At 40.9% G+C, this 14,726-nt stretch carries 25 protein-coding genes and 1 pseudogene; 14 read left to right on the top strand and 12 right to left on the bottom strand.

Features of this window, described 5'->3' with window-relative positions; genetic code table 11:
* Window positions 1–264 precede the first annotated feature (264 nt).
* The 4 genes from ACMX3D_RS17435 to ACMX3D_RS17450 all read left to right on the top strand — a co-directional run bounded on the left by ACMX3D_RS17435 (window position 265) and on the right by ACMX3D_RS17450 (window position 4,151).
* Window positions 265–834, top strand: a complete 570-nt coding sequence (locus tag ACMX3D_RS17435) for a F0F1 ATP synthase subunit B (protein WP_482747138.1) — start codon at window positions 265–267, stop codon at window positions 832–834.
* Complete coding sequence (gene atpH, locus ACMX3D_RS17440) at window positions 834–1,388, top strand: ATP synthase F1 subunit delta (RefSeq protein ID WP_482747139.1); 555 nt, start codon at window positions 834–836, stop codon at window positions 1,386–1,388. Before ACMX3D_RS17435 ends, atpH begins: the two co-directional genes overlap by 1 nt.
* A gap of 142 nt (window positions 1,389–1,530) precedes the next feature.
* Complete coding sequence (gene atpA / locus ACMX3D_RS17445) at window positions 1,531–3,051, top strand: F0F1 ATP synthase subunit alpha (RefSeq protein WP_482747140.1); 1,521 nt, start codon at window positions 1,531–1,533, stop codon at window positions 3,049–3,051.
* A 152-nt stretch (window positions 3,052–3,203) separates the two neighbouring features.
* On the top strand, window positions 3,204–4,151 hold the full coding sequence (locus ACMX3D_RS17450; RefSeq protein WP_482747141.1) for a F0F1 ATP synthase subunit gamma: 948 nt from the start codon (window positions 3,204–3,206) through the stop codon (window positions 4,149–4,151).
* 153 nt (window positions 4,152–4,304) lie between these two features.
* Here the strand turns inward: ACMX3D_RS17450 and ACMX3D_RS17455 are convergent, their stop codons facing one another.
* From ACMX3D_RS17455 to ACMX3D_RS17465, 3 genes are all read right to left on the bottom strand, one after another.
* Window positions 4,305–5,162, bottom strand: a complete 858-nt coding sequence (locus ACMX3D_RS17455; RefSeq protein ID WP_482747142.1) for a hypothetical protein — start codon at window positions 5,160–5,162, stop codon at window positions 4,305–4,307.
* Between the two features lie 437 nt (window positions 5,163–5,599).
* Window positions 5,600–5,929, bottom strand: a complete 330-nt coding sequence (locus ACMX3D_RS17460; protein WP_482747143.1) for a helix-turn-helix domain-containing protein — start codon at window positions 5,927–5,929, stop codon at window positions 5,600–5,602.
* Window positions 5,913–6,323, bottom strand: coding sequence for a type II toxin-antitoxin system RelE/ParE family toxin (locus ACMX3D_RS17465; protein ID WP_482747144.1), 411 nt, complete (start codon window positions 6,321–6,323; stop codon window positions 5,913–5,915). Before ACMX3D_RS17465 ends, ACMX3D_RS17460 begins: the two co-directional genes overlap by 17 nt.
* A gap of 131 nt (window positions 6,324–6,454) precedes the next feature.
* On the opposite strand from ACMX3D_RS17465, the gene ACMX3D_RS17470 reads away from it, so the two are divergent.
* The 4 genes from ACMX3D_RS17470 (at window position 6,455) to ACMX3D_RS17485 (ending at window position 9,128) form a co-directional block, all read left to right on the top strand.
* Window positions 6,455–6,619, top strand: a complete 165-nt coding sequence (locus ACMX3D_RS17470; protein WP_482747145.1) for a type II toxin-antitoxin system ParD family antitoxin — start codon at window positions 6,455–6,457, stop codon at window positions 6,617–6,619.
* 301 nt (window positions 6,620–6,920) lie between these two features.
* On the top strand, window positions 6,921–7,091 hold the full coding sequence (psb34, locus tag ACMX3D_RS17475; protein ID WP_482747146.1) for a photosystem II assembly protein Psb34: 171 nt from the start codon (window positions 6,921–6,923) through the stop codon (window positions 7,089–7,091).
* Window positions 7,092–7,394: 303 nt separating this feature from the next.
* The gene (locus ACMX3D_RS17480) at window positions 7,395–8,480 is read left to right on the top strand and encodes a tyrosine-type recombinase/integrase (RefSeq protein WP_482747147.1); all 1,086 of its coding nucleotides are present in this window, start codon (window positions 7,395–7,397) and stop codon (window positions 8,478–8,480) included.
* A gap of 234 nt (window positions 8,481–8,714) precedes the next feature.
* Complete coding sequence (locus ACMX3D_RS17485) at window positions 8,715–9,128, top strand: DUF6632 domain-containing protein (protein WP_482747148.1); 414 nt, start codon at window positions 8,715–8,717, stop codon at window positions 9,126–9,128.
* A gap of 32 nt (window positions 9,129–9,160) precedes the next feature.
* On the opposite strand, the pseudogene ACMX3D_RS17490 reads toward ACMX3D_RS17485, so the two are convergent.
* The 3 genes and pseudogenes from ACMX3D_RS17490 to ACMX3D_RS17500 form a co-directional block, all read right to left on the bottom strand.
* Window positions 9,161–9,353: pseudogene (locus tag ACMX3D_RS17490) on the bottom strand (hypothetical protein).
* A 107-nt stretch (window positions 9,354–9,460) separates the two neighbouring features.
* Window positions 9,461–9,775, bottom strand: coding sequence for a hypothetical protein (locus ACMX3D_RS17495; RefSeq protein ID WP_482747149.1), 315 nt, complete (start codon window positions 9,773–9,775; stop codon window positions 9,461–9,463).
* Window positions 9,776–9,850: 75 nt separating this feature from the next.
* Window positions 9,851–10,057: a hypothetical protein gene (locus ACMX3D_RS17500; RefSeq protein ID WP_482747150.1), complete on the bottom strand. Its 207-nt coding sequence runs from the start codon at window positions 10,055–10,057 to the stop codon at window positions 9,851–9,853.
* Window positions 10,058–10,150: 93 nt separating this feature from the next.
* Between ACMX3D_RS17500 and ACMX3D_RS17505 the strand changes: the two genes are divergently transcribed.
* Window positions 10,151–10,330, top strand: a complete 180-nt coding sequence (locus tag ACMX3D_RS17505) for a hypothetical protein (RefSeq protein WP_482747151.1) — start codon at window positions 10,151–10,153, stop codon at window positions 10,328–10,330.
* A 78-nt stretch (window positions 10,331–10,408) separates the two neighbouring features.
* Entirely contained in the window at window positions 10,409–10,822 is a 414-nt protein-coding gene (arfB, locus tag ACMX3D_RS17510) for an alternative ribosome rescue aminoacyl-tRNA hydrolase ArfB (protein ID WP_482747152.1), read from the top strand.
* A 38-nt stretch (window positions 10,823–10,860) separates the two neighbouring features.
* On the opposite strand, the gene ACMX3D_RS17515 is transcribed toward arfB, so the two are convergent.
* The 5 genes from ACMX3D_RS17515 to ACMX3D_RS17535 all read right to left on the bottom strand — a co-directional run bounded on the left by ACMX3D_RS17515 (window position 10,861) and on the right by ACMX3D_RS17535 (window position 12,838).
* Window positions 10,861–11,070: a hypothetical protein gene (locus ACMX3D_RS17515; RefSeq protein ID WP_482747153.1), complete on the bottom strand. Its 210-nt coding sequence runs from the start codon at window positions 11,068–11,070 to the stop codon at window positions 10,861–10,863.
* A gap of 192 nt (window positions 11,071–11,262) precedes the next feature.
* On the bottom strand, window positions 11,263–11,622 hold the full coding sequence (locus tag ACMX3D_RS17520; protein ID WP_482747154.1) for a hypothetical protein: 360 nt from the start codon (window positions 11,620–11,622) through the stop codon (window positions 11,263–11,265).
* Window positions 11,619–11,954 carry a DUF5674 family protein gene (locus tag ACMX3D_RS17525; protein ID WP_482747155.1) on the bottom strand — a complete coding sequence of 112 codons (336 nt, stop codon included), beginning with the start codon at window positions 11,952–11,954 and terminating at the stop codon, window positions 11,619–11,621. Before ACMX3D_RS17525 ends, ACMX3D_RS17520 begins: the two co-directional genes overlap by 4 nt.
* Before the next feature lie 30 nt (window positions 11,955–11,984).
* The gene (locus ACMX3D_RS17530) at window positions 11,985–12,374 is read right to left on the bottom strand and encodes a hypothetical protein (RefSeq protein WP_482747156.1); all 390 of its coding nucleotides are present in this window, start codon (window positions 12,372–12,374) and stop codon (window positions 11,985–11,987) included.
* Window positions 12,371–12,838 carry a hypothetical protein gene (locus ACMX3D_RS17535; RefSeq protein ID WP_482747157.1) on the bottom strand — a complete coding sequence of 156 codons (468 nt, stop codon included), beginning with the start codon at window positions 12,836–12,838 and terminating at the stop codon, window positions 12,371–12,373. The genes ACMX3D_RS17530 and ACMX3D_RS17535 overlap by 4 nt, the downstream gene beginning before the upstream one ends.
* Before the next feature lie 177 nt (window positions 12,839–13,015).
* Between ACMX3D_RS17535 and ACMX3D_RS17540 the strand changes: the two genes are divergently transcribed.
* The gene (locus ACMX3D_RS17540; RefSeq protein ID WP_482747158.1) at window positions 13,016–13,342 is read left to right on the top strand and encodes a hypothetical protein; all 327 of its coding nucleotides are present in this window, start codon (window positions 13,016–13,018) and stop codon (window positions 13,340–13,342) included.
* Between the two features lie 217 nt (window positions 13,343–13,559).
* On the opposite strand, the gene ACMX3D_RS17545 is transcribed toward ACMX3D_RS17540, so the two are convergent.
* Window positions 13,560–13,697: a hypothetical protein gene (locus tag ACMX3D_RS17545; protein WP_482747159.1), complete on the bottom strand. Its 138-nt coding sequence runs from the start codon at window positions 13,695–13,697 to the stop codon at window positions 13,560–13,562.
* Between the two features lie 373 nt (window positions 13,698–14,070).
* On the opposite strand from ACMX3D_RS17545, the gene ACMX3D_RS17550 reads away from it, so the two are divergent.
* Genes ACMX3D_RS17550 through ACMX3D_RS17560 form a run of 3 tightly spaced genes read left to right on the top strand, consistent with a single transcriptional unit; the run spans window position 14,071 to window position 14,552 of the window.
* Window positions 14,071–14,268 carry a hypothetical protein gene (locus ACMX3D_RS17550; RefSeq protein ID WP_482747160.1) on the top strand — a complete coding sequence of 66 codons (198 nt, stop codon included), beginning with the start codon at window positions 14,071–14,073 and terminating at the stop codon, window positions 14,266–14,268.
* Window positions 14,269–14,292: 24 nt separating this feature from the next.
* The gene (locus ACMX3D_RS17555) at window positions 14,293–14,421 is read left to right on the top strand and encodes a type II toxin-antitoxin system RelE/ParE family toxin (RefSeq protein ID WP_482752369.1); all 129 of its coding nucleotides are present in this window, start codon (window positions 14,293–14,295) and stop codon (window positions 14,419–14,421) included.
* Window positions 14,418–14,552, top strand: coding sequence for a hypothetical protein (locus ACMX3D_RS17560; protein ID WP_482747161.1), 135 nt, complete (start codon window positions 14,418–14,420; stop codon window positions 14,550–14,552). Before ACMX3D_RS17555 ends, ACMX3D_RS17560 begins: the two co-directional genes overlap by 4 nt.
* Window positions 14,553–14,726 lie beyond the last annotated feature (174 nt).

Below are 14,726 nucleotides of genomic sequence, written 5' to 3' on the forward strand. Positions count from 1 at the left end.
AAAGCATACGCGCAACTGGGCATTTGTCCCAGAGCGCTTAATTAAGTGTCAGCCAATTTTGGATTTTGGATTGCCGATTTTGGATTTACAGTGCCAATTTTAGGTTGCCGATTGATAAATTACTCAATCAAAAATGAAAAATCTAAAATTTCGGTGGGGGATAAACCAAAAAATCTAAAATTTAAAATCTAAAATCTAAAATTCGTAGCACTTTTTTCCTACGGGAAGACAAAACTTATTAGCAAGCGAGCAGCGCACTTGTAGATGGCTATCATGGGCATTTTCTTTTTACTTGCCACAGAAGCTCAAGCTGTTCACTCTGAATTGGCAGAAGGCGCAGCAGAAGGTGGTTTCGGTCTAAACCTAGACATTTTAGAAACCAATCTGATTAATTTAGTGATTCTGATTGGCATATTATTCTACTTTGGACGTAAAGTTTTAAGCAATATCCTGAACGAGCGCAGATCCAATATCGAAACTGCGATTCAGGAAGCAGAACAACGCTTAAAAGAAGCGCAAGCTTCTCTTTCGCAAGCGCAAGAACAGTTGACCCAGGCTCAAGCTGAGGCACAACGCATTCGCCAAGCAGCCGAAGAAAGCGCCCAGGCAACTAAAGCAGCTCTGTTAGATAAAGCAGCACAAGACGTAGAACGCTTGAAACAAACAGCAGCAGCAGACTTGAATACCGAAAGAGAGCGTGCGCTAACCGAATTGCGGCAGCGCGTAGCCGCTTTGGCACTACAACAAGTCGAATCACAGCTGCGCTCTGGTGTTAGTGACGATGTTCAACAGGCACTAATTGACCGTAGCATTGCTCAGGTGGGAGGACGGTAATGAAAAGTAATGTAGAAACAGCCGAAATCGCCCAGCCTTACGCACAGGCATTGATGTCAGTAGCACAGTCCAAAAATCTGACAGAAGAGTTCGGTAACGATGCACGTGCCTTACTAGACTTGTTGCAAAATTCTCAACAACTGCGGAACTTTATCGATAACCCCTTTATTGTGCCTGAAACCAAGAAAGCGGTGATCAGCCAAATAACAGGTGAAGGTGGTAATCCTTACTTACGCAACTTTTTGCTACTGTTAGTAGACAAACGACGCATCTTCTTCTTAGACCAGATTTTAAAACAGTATTTGGCATTGCTGCGGCAGCTGAATCAAACTGTGTTAGCAGAAGTAACTTCTGCTGTTGCGCTCTCACCAGAGCAAGAGGAAGCGATTAAACAGAAAGTCATCTCTATCACCAATGCTCGTCAAGTAGAACTGGAAAGTAGAGTAGACAACGAATTAATCGGTGGTGTGATTATCAAAGTCGGCTCACAGGTAATCGACGCTAGTTTACGTGGTCAACTACGTCGCTTGTCTTTGCGTTTGACTAACGGCTAGGAAGAGGCAGGGGAGCAGAGGAGCAGGGGAGCAGGGGAGAAAATTTTCACTCAGCACTCAGCACTCAGCACTCAGCACTTTCAACTCAGCATTTCGATATTGATTACTATTTCTTCCGTGTTGCAAAAGAAAAACATACACCATGAGCATATCAATTAGACCTGACGAAATTAGCAGCATTATTCAACAGCAGATCGAGCAATACGACCAAGAAGTCAAAGTTGCTAACGTTGGAACCGTTCTACAAGTAGGTGACGGTATTGCCCGGATTTATGGCCTAGAAAAGGCTATGGCTGGGGAACTTTTAGAATTTGAAGATGGCACCGTTGGTATCGCCCAAAACTTGGAAGAAGATAACGTGGGTGCGGTACTCATGGGTACAGGTAATAGTATCCAAGAAGGTAGTTCTGTTAGAGCTACTGGTAGAATTGCCCAAATCGGTGTCGGTGAAGCCTTAATTGGACGGGTTGTTGACGCTTTAGGTCGTGCCATCGACGGAAAAGGCGACATCAAATCCACAGAAAGCCGCTTGATTGAATCGCCTGCACCCGGTATCATTGCTCGTCGCTCTGTACACGAACCCATGCAAACCGGGATTACCGCTATCGACTCCATGATTCCCATCGGTCGGGGTCAGCGCGAGTTAATCATTGGCGACCGTCAAACAGGTAAAACTGCGATCGCAATTGACACCATCATTAACCAAAAAGGTGAAGATGTAGTTTGTGTTTACGTAGCCGTTGGTCAAAAAGCTTCCACCGTAGCTAACGTAGTTCAAACCTTACAAGAAAAAGGCGCACTCGACTACACCGTAGTTGTTGCAGCTAACGCCAGTGACCCTGCTACCTTACAATTCTTGGCTCCTTACACCGGAGCTACTATTGCTGAGTACTTCATGTACAAAGGCAAAGCTACTCTGGTAATCTACGACGACCTTTCCAAGCAAGCACAAGCATATCGCCAAATGTCCTTGCTACTGCGTCGTCCACCCGGACGGGAAGCTTACCCCGGAGACGTATTCTACATTCACTCTCGCTTGTTGGAAAGAGCAGCTAAACTCAGCGATGAGTTGGGTGCTGGTAGCATGACCGCTCTACCCATCATCGAAACCCAAGCAGGTGACGTATCCGCATACATCCCCACCAACGTAATTTCCATCACCGACGGTCAGATCTTCTTGTCTTCTGACTTGTTCAACGCTGGTATTCGTCCTGCTGTAAACCCTGGTATTTCCGTATCCCGTGTGGGTTCTGCGGCACAAACCAAGGCAATGAAAAAAGTTGCTGGTAAGATTAAGCTCGAACTGGCACAGTTTGACGACCTCCAAGCCTTCGCGCAATTTGCTTCTGACTTAGATAAAGCTACCCAAGACCAATTGGCACGGGGTCAACGCCTGCGGGAACTCCTCAAGCAGTCTCAAAACGAGCCTCTGTCTGTAGCTGAACAAGTAGCAATTCTCTACGCTGGTATTAATGGTTACTTAGATGATATCGCTGTAGATAAAGTAACCACCTTCACCAAAGGCTTCCGCGATTACCTGAAAACTGGTAAGTCTCCTTATTACCAATCAGTACAAAGCAAGAAAGTACTAGGTGATGAAGAAGAAGCCGCATTGAAAGCTGCTTTAGACGATTACAAAAAGACCTTCAAAGCAGCAGCGTAATTAGTCAAGAGTCCAGAGTCAAGAGTCAATAGTCAAAGATCAAGACTTTTGACCCTTGACCATTGACCCCTTTGGGGTTCGCCAGTCGCTCATGGGGCTTTCCCCCAAGACCGCGCTGGCTCACCATTGACCATTGACTACTAACCAAAAATATGCCTAACCTCAAATCAATACGCGATCGCATTCAGTCGGTCAAAAACACCAAAAAAATCACAGAAGCCATGCGGCTAGTAGCAGCAGCGCGAGTACGTCGGGCGCAAGAACAAGTGCTGGCTACTCGTCCCTTCGCTGACAGACTAGCGCAAGTGCTATATGGTTTGCAAACCCGTCTGCGGTTTGAAGATGCAAACCTGCCACTACTGAGAAAACGGGAAGTTAAATCAGTAGGCTTGTTAGTCATTTCTGGCGACAGAGGTTTGTGTGGCGGTTATAACAACAACGTCATCCGTCGTGCTGAAAACCGCGCCAAGGAACTCAAGGCAGAAGGTGTTGACTACACATTTGTATTGGTTGGTCGTAAAGCTACCCAATACTTCCAACGCCGCAACCAGCCTATCGATGCTACCTACAGTGGCTTAGAACAAATCCCCACCGCCGAAGAAGCAAACAGAATTGCTGACGAATTGCTGTCTTTGTTCCTCTCGGAAAAAGTAGACCGTATCGAATTAATCTACACTCGTTTCGTCTCCTTGGTTAGTTCTCGTCCTGTAGTACAAACCTTGCTACCTCTTGACACCCAAGGTTTAGAAGCAGCAGACGACGAAATTTTCCGCTTGACAACTCGTGGTGGTCAATTTGAAGTTGAACGGCAGAAAGTAACTTCTCAAGTTCAACCTTTAGCCAGCGACATGATTTTTGAGCAAGACCCAGTACAAATCCTGGATGCCTTGCTACCCCTGTATTTGGGCAACCAATTACTGCGGGCATTACAAGAATCTGCTGCCAGTGAACTAGCAGCGCGGATGACAGCCATGAGTAACGCTAGCGACAACGCTGGTGAATTGATTAAAAACCTATCGCTGTCTTACAACAAAGCCCGACAAGCCGCTATTACTCAAGAACTCTTAGAGGTTGTCGGCGGTGCAGAAGCACTGAGTTAGGAACAAGTCAATTGTTAACTACAACTAATAGCTAATTGCTGGTGATTTTCAAACTAGCGATTAGCTATTTGTGTTTTCGATGATTATATTTTCGGTAAAAAGATTTAAAACAACATTTCTATCAAGTTTTAGACTTGTTTATTTATTTCGTCTTTATTGCTGTTTTTTCTTTTGAATACACTTATCTAAAATACGACGTATTACTGACGATTTAACAAAGTATGAAAGTCCAGAATGTTGAGGTATTGTAGCAATATGTGAAGTATCAAGAGTATGACCAGCATTAATACCTACTAGTAAAAATCTACGATCTTGATTTAAATGTGGTAAAGAAAATTCCACATTTTTAGGGGCAATTTTTGGAACTGCAATAACTGGACTTCCAGATGAACCACCAAAACTAAATCCTTCATAGAGAATTATTTCTCCCTTTTCTTTCCCTTCATAGCTATAAGAAAAGCGAGGATCAGAGGCAACTGTTCCACTACGAATAATGGCTCTTAACTCTGATTTGTCAAAACCACTTGGAAATCCAGTAAATGCAAGAAGATCAAATGGATGCAGGTCAGAATATAGCTCCTTTTCAGTTGCCAAGTCACTTAGTTCAAAGCAGTAATCCCAATGACGATCAATAGATTCATCTGAATTATACGACTGTACATCAAAGATTACAGCAACATCATTAGCACTATTATCATCAAAACAAACTTCATTATGCGACATTGGTACAGTTAGTGTCTTTATAATTCCAGGGAACCCGTCATCAAAATTTCTTCCACGAATTTCGCAAACTAAATGCTTTAATTTAAAGCCACAATATTCTGAAATATATGGAGGGTTATAATTCAACTCAACGAGATGCCTGTTAGTAATTATTGCAAGTTCTCCATCAGGGCAAGCAACGCCAAAAGCTGTTCCTGAAACCTTCTTGAGTTCTCCATTGCGTAGTTCAAATACAGAAGTTAGTCGTGCAGCAGCATATATATTTTCATGCGTAAGACCGTGAAACATATGTGTTTTAATATATGAAAAACTTTTTTATAAGAATACAATATTTGTGTAATTTTTAAAATCAAATATATATTTGAAGCCTATAGGAGTTCCACATTGACAAAAAATATCATTCATGTATACTAAGCAGCGCAAGTACGATCGCTATCTTCTGTAGGTTTGGTGGAATGCAGTGGAACCCAACATTATTTTGTAGTTAATTTACCATCTCTTAACTTCTATACAAGAATTGATTGTTTACTAAAATCATTGATGTTGGGTTACGACGCAAAATAGAATTGTCTATTTAGTATCAATATTTTTCATGCGTCTAACCCAACCGACACATAGTTAAAAAACTCTTGGTTCTCTCTGCGCCTTTGCGCCTCTGCGTGAGAAAATTCATTCCGTATTTATGCAATATTTTACATGAAATCGGCGATCGCTCAACTCAACCTTTAAAAGCAAACTACAGTAGTAGAAGCAGAAGTATGATTTTCGGGTTTAGGTTTGACTCTAATCTCTACATCATTACCCAAAATATTCAAAAATTTTATTAATCTTTCAACTGAAAAATCTTTTAGTTTACCTCTAGTTAAAGCAGAAACTTTTGGTTGATCTATACCTAAAATTTCGGCAGCTTGAACCTGAGTTAGTTTTTGAGTAGTAATAATTTCACTAATTTTCATCGCCAGTTCAGCCCTAACTAAACGTTCTTCAGGATTAGATAACCCTAAATCAGCAAATACATTACCACTACCACTAACAACTTTATTCTGGTTGTCCATCTTTCTTGACTTCGCTCCTTTTAATCTCTTGTAAATAATCCTCTTTAGCTGCTTTTAATCTCTTTTCTACTAATTCAATATCTTGTTTTGGTGTAGCAATACCATGTTTTGATTTCTTTTGAAAAGAATGTAATAAATACACAACTCCTTCAAATCTAACAGTGTATATTGCTCTATACGTATCTCCATCAAAATCATCTACAATTTCTAAAACACCCGCACCTGGAAACCCACGTAAAGGTTTTGCATCTGGATGTTTTTTACCACGTTGTGCCAACTCAAGAGCATATCCCATTACATCCTGTACATCTTCAGGAAACTCTTTCAAATCATCTAGTGCGCTGGCTATTGATTTAAATTTTTTTAGCTGTGGTTTTTCTTGTTCTGTATCCATGCACTATAAATTATGCTGAAATTAGCATATTGTGTCAATAAGTAATTTTGGCATATAAAGCAATAACAAACTTGGATATTTTTTGTTATTCCCGATAGGATGATTGATATCAGCCTATCCAGAGGTAGTAGATGAACGTTTCTTTAACCCCCGAATTGGAAAAGTGGGTACAATCTAAAGTTGAAAGCGGTATGTATACTTCCGCAAGTGAAGTTATCCGTGAAGGTTTACGGCTTCTCAAGGAACAAGATGCTTTGAAAGAGATACTTTGTTCTCCCTATATTGCTCATATCTAATGTCTAGGTAAAACTGGTCTGTCTGCTTTATCATTCATCTTGATAATTACCTTGACAGTATCATGATGAACGCACAAACTAGGCGATCGCCTATTATTTCCTCTAAGAAACTGCCCTGACTCGCTCCAAAATCTGCAATACAGCACCAGCACGGCGCTTTCTTTCCTCGCCTGAGTACCCCATTGCTGATTAGCGACTTTTATTAACGCTATCAGACTTTTTGTGTCAAGTCATGTTGACCATTCGTAACAATATTGTTATATTTATTTACATAAATTAATAAATAAGCAATAAAAAAACTATGTACACCACAGTTAATGAAAACGGCGTTCTCAACAACTACCCAACTGAACCCCAGGTATACTGCGCTGAGTATCCAGCAGTTTGGGAACAGCGTAATTACCTGATACAAGGTGCAATTGCAACTATATTTGTTACTGCTCTAGTTTTGGTTGCAATTGCAGTTAGTTAATATTTGTGGATTTCGGTATCGGCATCTCTCATCGACCCAAAAGGCTTCTTCTCTAAACCTCGGTACTTAACGCCGGGGTTTTTTGCTTGGGAGGGCGATCGCCATTCATGAACTACATAATGATGAGGTGTTCAAAATCTAAATGCTACATCTATTCACAAAAAATGGGGCGTTGCTTGACCACCAATACTGAACTAGGCAGTCCCCGCACATCCACTTAAGCCTTAGAATAAAATAAAAGCTTCCTGAAATGGCTCTTCCAGGAAGTTATATGTTTATGTTCACGTAACTCTTATTTCTCTAATGGATGTTACTAATATTGAGGTTAGCTCTGTAGAAGTTCTGCCTGCTAAGTCAGGAAATGTTGTAACGCCAAATACTTCGCCACAAGTAACTCCAGAATTGGTATCGGAGGTCATCAGGCAATATTATTACCGCACCCCTGCTGTTAGTAATGATTCTGAGTTAATCTTAGCTTGGGCGGGGTCGCAGAACCGCGAACAAACTAAGCGAAAATACTATCGGTTTGGTCAAAAATTTCTTGATTGGGTACGCAGTGAAGGCATACCCGACTTAAGATTAATTCAGCAACCAAAGTTACTGGAATTTATTGCCTCTTGGGGTGAGGTTTCCCCTTATACAAAAACAAACAAGATTTTGATGCTCCGCTCGCTGTGGAGTTATGGTTCGGCTGAGAATTGTGGCTATTTCTTGCGGAATATTGCAAGTACGATAAATTACGACAATTTTAGTGAATTACCGAAGGCAGAGCGATATTTAGAAGATTGGGAGATGGAGAAACTAGCCCTTGCTGCCAAGCAGTTGGGGGGTAAGCACTGGCTAATTTTTTGTTTGCTGTTTTATAGCGGAATGCGGGTTGGCGAAGTAGGACGTGTAACTGTTCCTGGTGATGAACCAGGGAAACCCAAAGAAGATTATCCGGGGTTATATTGGCACAACTTTCAATGGCAATTTGACCCAATACCAGAAGATAGACAACGCGGGTATTACACAATTAAGTTTTGGGGAAAGGGTGGCCAGCACCACGAAATTGGCTTAGATCACGAGACATCTAAGTTGCTTAAAAAGTACCGAGGGATGGCTAGTGACAAGATGCCAGTTTTCCCCAATATGTCACCTGACCCAAAAAAGCGCGGGTTGCCGTTAAGCGATAGAGCAATTAAACAGTTGATTCAGGATATCTCGGAGGTGGCCAAAATAGAATTTTCTGGTCACTGGTTAAGGCATTCTCACGCAACGAGGGCGGTGGAAGTTAAGCCACTGTTTGAGGTGCAAGACCAGTTAAGGCACAAAAAAAGCGATACTACTAAGAGGTATGTTCGCTCCAAAAAGGATGCTGGCACGGGTACAGTGCTGCCCAGGTTTTGATAATTCCACCAAAAAACCTAGCCGATAATTTTGTGATTTTTCGCTAGATTCAACGAAATCATAAGCAATTGGAATTGCAGAATAAAAAATGGGGAATTCACTTTGCTAAAACACTGAATCAAGCATTAAAATTTCTAACACTTCAAAACTGAAGTGTCACTAGTGGCGATACTATTACAAACTAAGCAGTTTTATTGATAAAGACTGCACAGGAAAATAGCAGAGGTGATAACAATGGATGAGCGTCATCGTTACTTACAAATCGCTCTCATTATTGTCGGAATTGCCTTTTTACTTATTTATCCGCTGACTAAAATCTGGCCATCAGGCTGGTTATGGCAACCAAGTCAGTACGAATATGAACAAATGATCATTGGTGTTTATGCGACGCTTGGTGTCTTTTTGCTGTTGGCTTCTCGACAACCAGAAGCGAATCTCAGTTTAATCTGGTTCACTGTTTGGTCAAGTTTAGTGCATGGGCTAATTATGGCGGTACACGCAGTAATTGATCCTGTTGAACGTGGACACCTGTTTGGTGATGTTCCAGCATTATTCTTGGTGGCAATTGTCCTTGCCTTCCTTACGCCGCGCAAAATGGTGTCTAGTGTAATTAATAGTGAAACCGCCCCAAAAGTTCATTTACCGTGATGGACTTATTTAGATCAGTAGACACGCAACGTTTAATTACCCTGTCTAATCCACTCACGCCCTGCTTTCTCCGCAGCTTCAGGCGTATAGTAAAGTTTGCGCTCACCAAACACTGCACCACCAGAACTAATCAACCCCAACTGCCAGCAATCAGCCTCTGTGTAAAATACCAACAGAGTAACGTTATGAATGCCAACAACGCGCGTGAATCTTGGTGGTAGTCATTAGTGGTAGCTCAAACTCTACCCTTGTTTTATCAAACTATTTACAAGCAAGAATGCGATCGCCTCCGGCGGGCGCTTTGCGCCATCGCCTCTACAGAAATTGTTCATTTAAGAGTGATAATTTGGCTCATCTCTGCCAATACCTAATTCTCTTAACTTGGCTTTGACACCTGCCCAGTCTTGTCCGCAATAGTGATATTTTTTGTCTCTAATATTAGCTAAATAATAACCTGGTTTACCACCGTTGATTCGGAATAGCTCAACCAAAACTTTCATTTTAGTTAATCCGTTTCTTTTGAGTGTCGATTCTAAATCGGTAGAAATGCCATGAGCATTATAGAAAACATTGCCAGGATGAAAAAACCAGCGAGTCCCTTCACGCTCATAAATTTGGAGGTAAAGAGGAGAATAAATTGCCGACATATAATTTGAGTTAAAATCAAGGAAAGCCCCTAGCTGCTAACTAGGAGCATTGTTAATACAAACGGTTATCTAGAGTTATTTGGACGAAGGTGGATTATCTTCCTCTTCGTCCTCATCATTCATCTGGTCAAGAATATCGTCTGTAGTGGTTACATCGATACGTTCCCCCGTTTCAGGATTTTTCTCGTACCAGACATCAGCATCAACGTACTCGAATTCAACCTCTGGGTTGTATTCTTGATGTCCGTTTCCGCCACCTTTAGATTGAGTCAGTCTTTTCACCTCCTGATGAGAGTGTAGTTTTTTACCCTCATGTTGATAATTTTATCATGATAATTATCATGATAAAATTATAGAGAAATAAAAAAATAAGTCATGCCCAGAAAAAAATTAGACCGCAAAAAAGACTATATACAAATTGTGATAGAGCCAGAGCATAAGGTGGCTTTTGAAGCTTGGTGTATAGCCAATAGCACTACGATGAGTGAAATTATCCGCAAGGAAATAGCTCCTTATGTTGCTAAAGGTAAGAAGCTTCTGGAGGAACAAAACTAATATTGTATATAAAATTTCTACAAGCAAAGAATTAGCGAGAAGAAGGGGTGATCGCGCCCAATAAGCTATATATAAGTTATGCTGCAAATTAAAAATAAAATCATCATCCCCGATAGCGAACTCGAAATTAGCGCGATTCGTTCTCAAGGAGCAGGGGGTCAAAACGTCAATAAAGTTGCTACAGCCATTCACTTGCGCTTTGACATTGAAGCTTCATCACTACCCGCTTTCTATAAACAGCAACTTCTAAAGCTCAACGACCGACGCATCACCCAGGATGGGGTTGTTGTCATCAAAGCTCAAGAACACCGTAGCCAAGAAAAAAACCGGGAAGAAGCTTTGCAACGACTCAAGCAACTCATACTAAGCGCAGTTGTATTGCCCGAAATCCGTAAACCAACCAAACCAACTCGCAGTTCTCAAAAAAAACGTCTTGACAGTAAAACTAAGCGTAGTCAAATTAAGTCAATGAGAAGGCAGATAATTGATTAAAATCTGATGCTGCCAAAGAAAAGTGCTGAGGGCGATCGCTAACTACAAAATATTGGCATTGAATTTACAGCAAATATACTTGCTTCAGTATCGTTCTGAATTACTACAATATCCGCGTCTTGCCTTTTCTCGTACAGTTTTGCATCATTGGGATTTTCAGAAGTTCCGCCATCTGCTGTATAGTATTTAACTTCTAATTTCCCTGAACTATTGATATTAAATTCTGCTATAAAATAATAACGTCTCATATTCTTAAAGGAAATTGTAGGGCGATCGCTACAAACAATTATTAAAAATTTTTTGTCAAAATTCTTTGGCAGATTTATTTAACTTCCTCTCGTTCCGAATTACAGTATTTGAATGTTGCGGTTAATTTTCATGCTTTCATAATTGCCAAAAGAAAGTGTAGAGAGCGATTGATTGCAGTTTCTAAATCTTAGCTACATAACTGCTGTAGACAATAACCCCGACATCTTCAACACTCGTTCTGACCAAGTAGCCGCAGCCGCAGCCAAGGATGCTGTTTTGGTTGGATTATCGTAAATATTTACCCAATTTTGCTGCCAGTCTTCTAGCAAGTTTTGGAGTTGGGTTAATTCAGTATTATTAATCTGGCTTTTTTGTTGTAACAAATTCACGTATAGTAGGTTTTCCGAAAGCAACACTGGCACTAATTCACGGCTGGCATTCTTTTGACACCAGGATTTGAGACGTGCCAAAGAAGCTGCCAATTCTCCCATCTGCTGTGGATGGGGTTGACCTAAAAAACTTGCTTCAATTGCGCTCCAGTTCGGTATCATAATCCTCCTAGTAATCGCAGGGTAATCTGAGTAACTCGCTCTCTAATATCAGGGGATTCAATGATCATAGTACGATTGTTTTGGCTGGGGCGAATGTTAATAATCGATTCAAACACCATTTCCTGAGTGAAAGGACACCAATCTGCACCCCAAAGATTTTTTTGTTTACTACCATCTTTCAACAATTCTTGCTCACATTCATAGTGACGTTCTGCACCACCAGCCAAAATTTCGCGCTCGATATCCACTACTATTTTGATAAATACTCCCCAGGTTTTGAGCATTTCGTCAATCTGCTGTTTCGTAGCACGTTCACGTATCACTTGAATCAATGTACTAGCACCCTATCATTGATTTTAAGATTATTCATTACCTATAACCCAAGGTTGATTTTGTTGAATCAACTGGTTAATTACTTCTGGTTTTATCGGACTGTAATAGCAGTAGATGACAGCACTATGCACTGGAGCAGTTTCACACGAGGGCATATTGCCATTACCAACTAAAACCATTTTTTGAGGTACAAACACCTCATAGCTAACCAGCTTCCATTCATGTTCAGGATTGTTTTTGTAACCAGCAGTCCACACAATAGTCTCAATCTCAGCAATTGCATCATCAACTCCACTACAAACCTCCATTCCACCCGTAAGTTCATATCCTGGTGCATTGAAACTAGGAAAAGTCTGGATAGATGTTAAAAGGGTGTCGCCTCTCAACTCGTTGAATTGTTCTAATTCTTGTAAGTTCATCTGTTGTCTCCAAAACTTGTTTGTTCTCCAGGAAAAATACACCAGTATCCACCACCAACGGCTGGGTGTTGTCTTTTTAGTGTTTTACCTATCTTTTTGGCAATCTTATAACAGTCAGTAAAAGTATTAGCCCAGTGAGCATCTCCTAATTTTGCAGCCTCTATCCCAGATATAGCTCTACTCTGCAAAGGCTTTGCTGTACCAACCAATCTAAAGGAATTGTTGATCTGTCCATTTGCGTCTGCTGCATAATGCTTCCCGTCCCTAGAACGCCAGATATAGTAAGCAGTGCCACCTACAATAGCAACTCCAACCAGTACACATCCTACCCCAGCCGTGCCTGCACAAAAAGCGGCGGGTGCAAGTACCGCAGGATTCGCGTTAACTGGGTGATTTGGTAAAGCAGTCCCACACAGAACCAAACTTGTTCCTATAGCAACAATTTTTGACTTGAATTTAAGCATATTTTAATGGCTTTGGTTCTCCAACTGAAGCAGCTTTTTATGTACTTCTGCATCCTATCAAAAGTGGGCTTTTTTGTCCCAAATTTGCTACAAATTTGGGACAATAAATTTTGATATTCCTTTTTTGTGCCAATTCTGGGGCAGATTTGGAAAAATAGAGTCACTTAAAGTAGCAATATGAATGCAGTAGAATCAAACCCCAGAAAGGATGAAATGCCCAGAAAGGATGAAAGGTTAGCGATTCCGGCACTTGGTGAGTATTACAATGATGTGCTGACTGTGGATGCTTGGGTAAATGGTCGAACTAAGGTTGCCCAGGCGCAATCTCTTTTATGTGCCAAACTTCAGGAGCGAGACAAGTTAATTAGAGAAAGGGTGGAATATTTAGCTAAGAAGCGGGGTATTACCTTTGATGAAATGTGGGCAGAAATCCTGAATGGCACTGCTCAAAAAATAGTCCCCGGTGAAGGTGAAGGGCTAGAGTATAAGTCGAGTGAAGATTAAATGTATTTGTGGATATAAGCGTTAACTCAGATCTTGCACCTAGCTGGATAAACACGTAAAAAGTATATAAAAAGTGCAAAATATTACAGTAGCTAAAGAAACATGGTTAAGTATAACCTGTAGTGATATAGGCTAAATAACCAAGTACTAATACATATACAATTACAAGTTACTCTTCAATGGTGGGGTAAGCGTCGTTGGCAGATTGAAGGTTGGTTTAAAACTGCCAAGCATCGTTTTGGCTTACATCGCTTTGGGTAAGGAACTCTGCTGGGTATGTATCGCTGGCTGATTCTTTCTCTGACTGCCTTCCTGATTGCTCACTGGACTCATCTCCATATTCAGCCAGCGTCACCACCTAACTGGGGACAAGCTGCACAAACTGCCCTTGATTCTATTTTTCCGCATATAGTCATGTATTTTCTTTTACTTGACATTGAACGGCTAACTCCCCTTGCACGTAGTCATGGTTTTGACATCCAGTTTTCCAGGTGCAAGAAGTGAGTTTTATCACATATTTTGGGTATTAAAGGCAAACCTAACTATTTTATGTTGATTGTCACCCTTGCTAGTAACTTGTAATCGTATATGTATTAGTACTTAGCTATTTAGTCTATATCACTACAGGTTATACTTAACCATGTTTCTTTAGCTACTGTAATATTTTGCACTTTTTATATACTTTTTACGTGTTTATCCAGCTAGGTGCAAGATCTGAGTAAGCGTACTTGGAAGACCAAGAAAAACGAGGCAGACCAATTAAAATTTCAGTTCCACGTTTTCAACAAGAGCGTTGTTTCGCTTGGTATCAAAGAAAATATCGCCGTCTCGTTGTGCGATGGGAGCGAATTTCGGACTGCTTCAACGCTTTTCTTTCTTTAGCCACAATTCATATCTGGATTAACCGGATTTTATTAGTGGGATAGCTTCTTGACTCCTTAGTACCTAATCTGCGAAGTTTTCCAGTAGGAAATTATCTAATTTTTTCCCGTCCCATAAACCAAGGTATTGAAATCATTCGTATTCTACATGGGGCAAGAGACATCCCAAGTCTCTTTGAAGAGTCAGAGGACGAATGATTGACTCGGCTACAGTATGGGAGATGGTTTGTGATCATCTACATAATGCAGGAAAGTGCGATCGCCAGTTTACAAAGCATCATAGTTGGTTAAGTGGAGCGATCGCATCACAAACAATTCTCCATCAGTAATTTCATAACGCATTCATTCGTTATCAGGTAACGCTGCAACATCTTGAATTACCCAGCGAACTCCGCCTGTAGTCTGACTCATGACAGTTAAGGTACAGAATGAGAGTTTAATATTTCTTTGTCATCTTGTAACACATTTCCATCACAAAGATCTATAATAAAAGTGTAGAGGTC

It is taken from the genome of Anabaena sp. TISTR 8404 (genome assembly GCF_056847745.1).

What these genes read in the sequence shown, in the direction of transcription:
- ACMX3D_RS17560 (WP_482747161.1), top strand. Translation starts at nt 14,418, where the DNA reads ATGATTGACTCGGCTACAGTATGGGAGATGGTTTGTGATCATCTACAT.
- atpH (WP_482747139.1), top strand. Translation starts at nt 834, where the DNA reads ATGAAAAGTAATGTAGAAACAGCCGAAATCGCCCAGCCTTACGCACAG.
- ACMX3D_RS17460 (WP_482747143.1), bottom strand. Translation starts at nt 5,929, where the DNA reads ATGGACAACCAGAATAAAGTTGTTAGTGGTAGTGGTAATGTATTTGCT.
- ACMX3D_RS17520 (WP_482747154.1), bottom strand. Translation starts at nt 11,622, where the DNA reads ATGATACCGAACTGGAGCGCAATTGAAGCAAGTTTTTTAGGTCAACCC.
- ACMX3D_RS17480 (WP_482747147.1), top strand. Translation starts at nt 7,395, where the DNA reads ATGGATGTTACTAATATTGAGGTTAGCTCTGTAGAAGTTCTGCCTGCT.
- ACMX3D_RS17455 (WP_482747142.1), bottom strand. Translation starts at nt 5,162, where the DNA reads ATGTTTCACGGTCTTACGCATGAAAATATATATGCTGCTGCACGACTA.
- ACMX3D_RS17530 (WP_482747156.1), bottom strand. Translation starts at nt 12,374, where the DNA reads ATGAACTTACAAGAATTAGAACAATTCAACGAGTTGAGAGGCGACACC.
- ACMX3D_RS17495 (WP_482747149.1), bottom strand. Translation starts at nt 9,775, where the DNA reads ATGTCGGCAATTTATTCTCCTCTTTACCTCCAAATTTATGAGCGTGAA.
- ACMX3D_RS17515 (WP_482747153.1), bottom strand. Translation starts at nt 11,070, where the DNA reads ATGAGACGTTATTATTTTATAGCAGAATTTAATATCAATAGTTCAGGG.
- arfB (WP_482747152.1), top strand. Translation starts at nt 10,409, where the DNA reads ATGCTGCAAATTAAAAATAAAATCATCATCCCCGATAGCGAACTCGAA.
- psb34 (WP_482747146.1), top strand. Translation starts at nt 6,921, where the DNA reads ATGTACACCACAGTTAATGAAAACGGCGTTCTCAACAACTACCCAACT.
- ACMX3D_RS17435 (WP_482747138.1), top strand. Translation starts at nt 265, where the DNA reads ATGGCTATCATGGGCATTTTCTTTTTACTTGCCACAGAAGCTCAAGCT.
- ACMX3D_RS17470 (WP_482747145.1), top strand. Translation starts at nt 6,455, where the DNA reads ATGAACGTTTCTTTAACCCCCGAATTGGAAAAGTGGGTACAATCTAAA.
- ACMX3D_RS17450 (WP_482747141.1), top strand. Translation starts at nt 3,204, where the DNA reads ATGCCTAACCTCAAATCAATACGCGATCGCATTCAGTCGGTCAAAAAC.
- ACMX3D_RS17540 (WP_482747158.1), top strand. Translation starts at nt 13,016, where the DNA reads ATGAATGCAGTAGAATCAAACCCCAGAAAGGATGAAATGCCCAGAAAG.
- ACMX3D_RS17535 (WP_482747157.1), bottom strand. Translation starts at nt 12,838, where the DNA reads ATGCTTAAATTCAAGTCAAAAATTGTTGCTATAGGAACAAGTTTGGTT.
- ACMX3D_RS17505 (WP_482747151.1), top strand. Translation starts at nt 10,151, where the DNA reads ATGCCCAGAAAAAAATTAGACCGCAAAAAAGACTATATACAAATTGTG.
- atpA (WP_482747140.1), top strand. Translation starts at nt 1,531, where the DNA reads ATGAGCATATCAATTAGACCTGACGAAATTAGCAGCATTATTCAACAG.
- ACMX3D_RS17485 (WP_482747148.1), top strand. Translation starts at nt 8,715, where the DNA reads ATGGATGAGCGTCATCGTTACTTACAAATCGCTCTCATTATTGTCGGA.
- ACMX3D_RS17465 (WP_482747144.1), bottom strand. Translation starts at nt 6,323, where the DNA reads ATGGATACAGAACAAGAAAAACCACAGCTAAAAAAATTTAAATCAATA.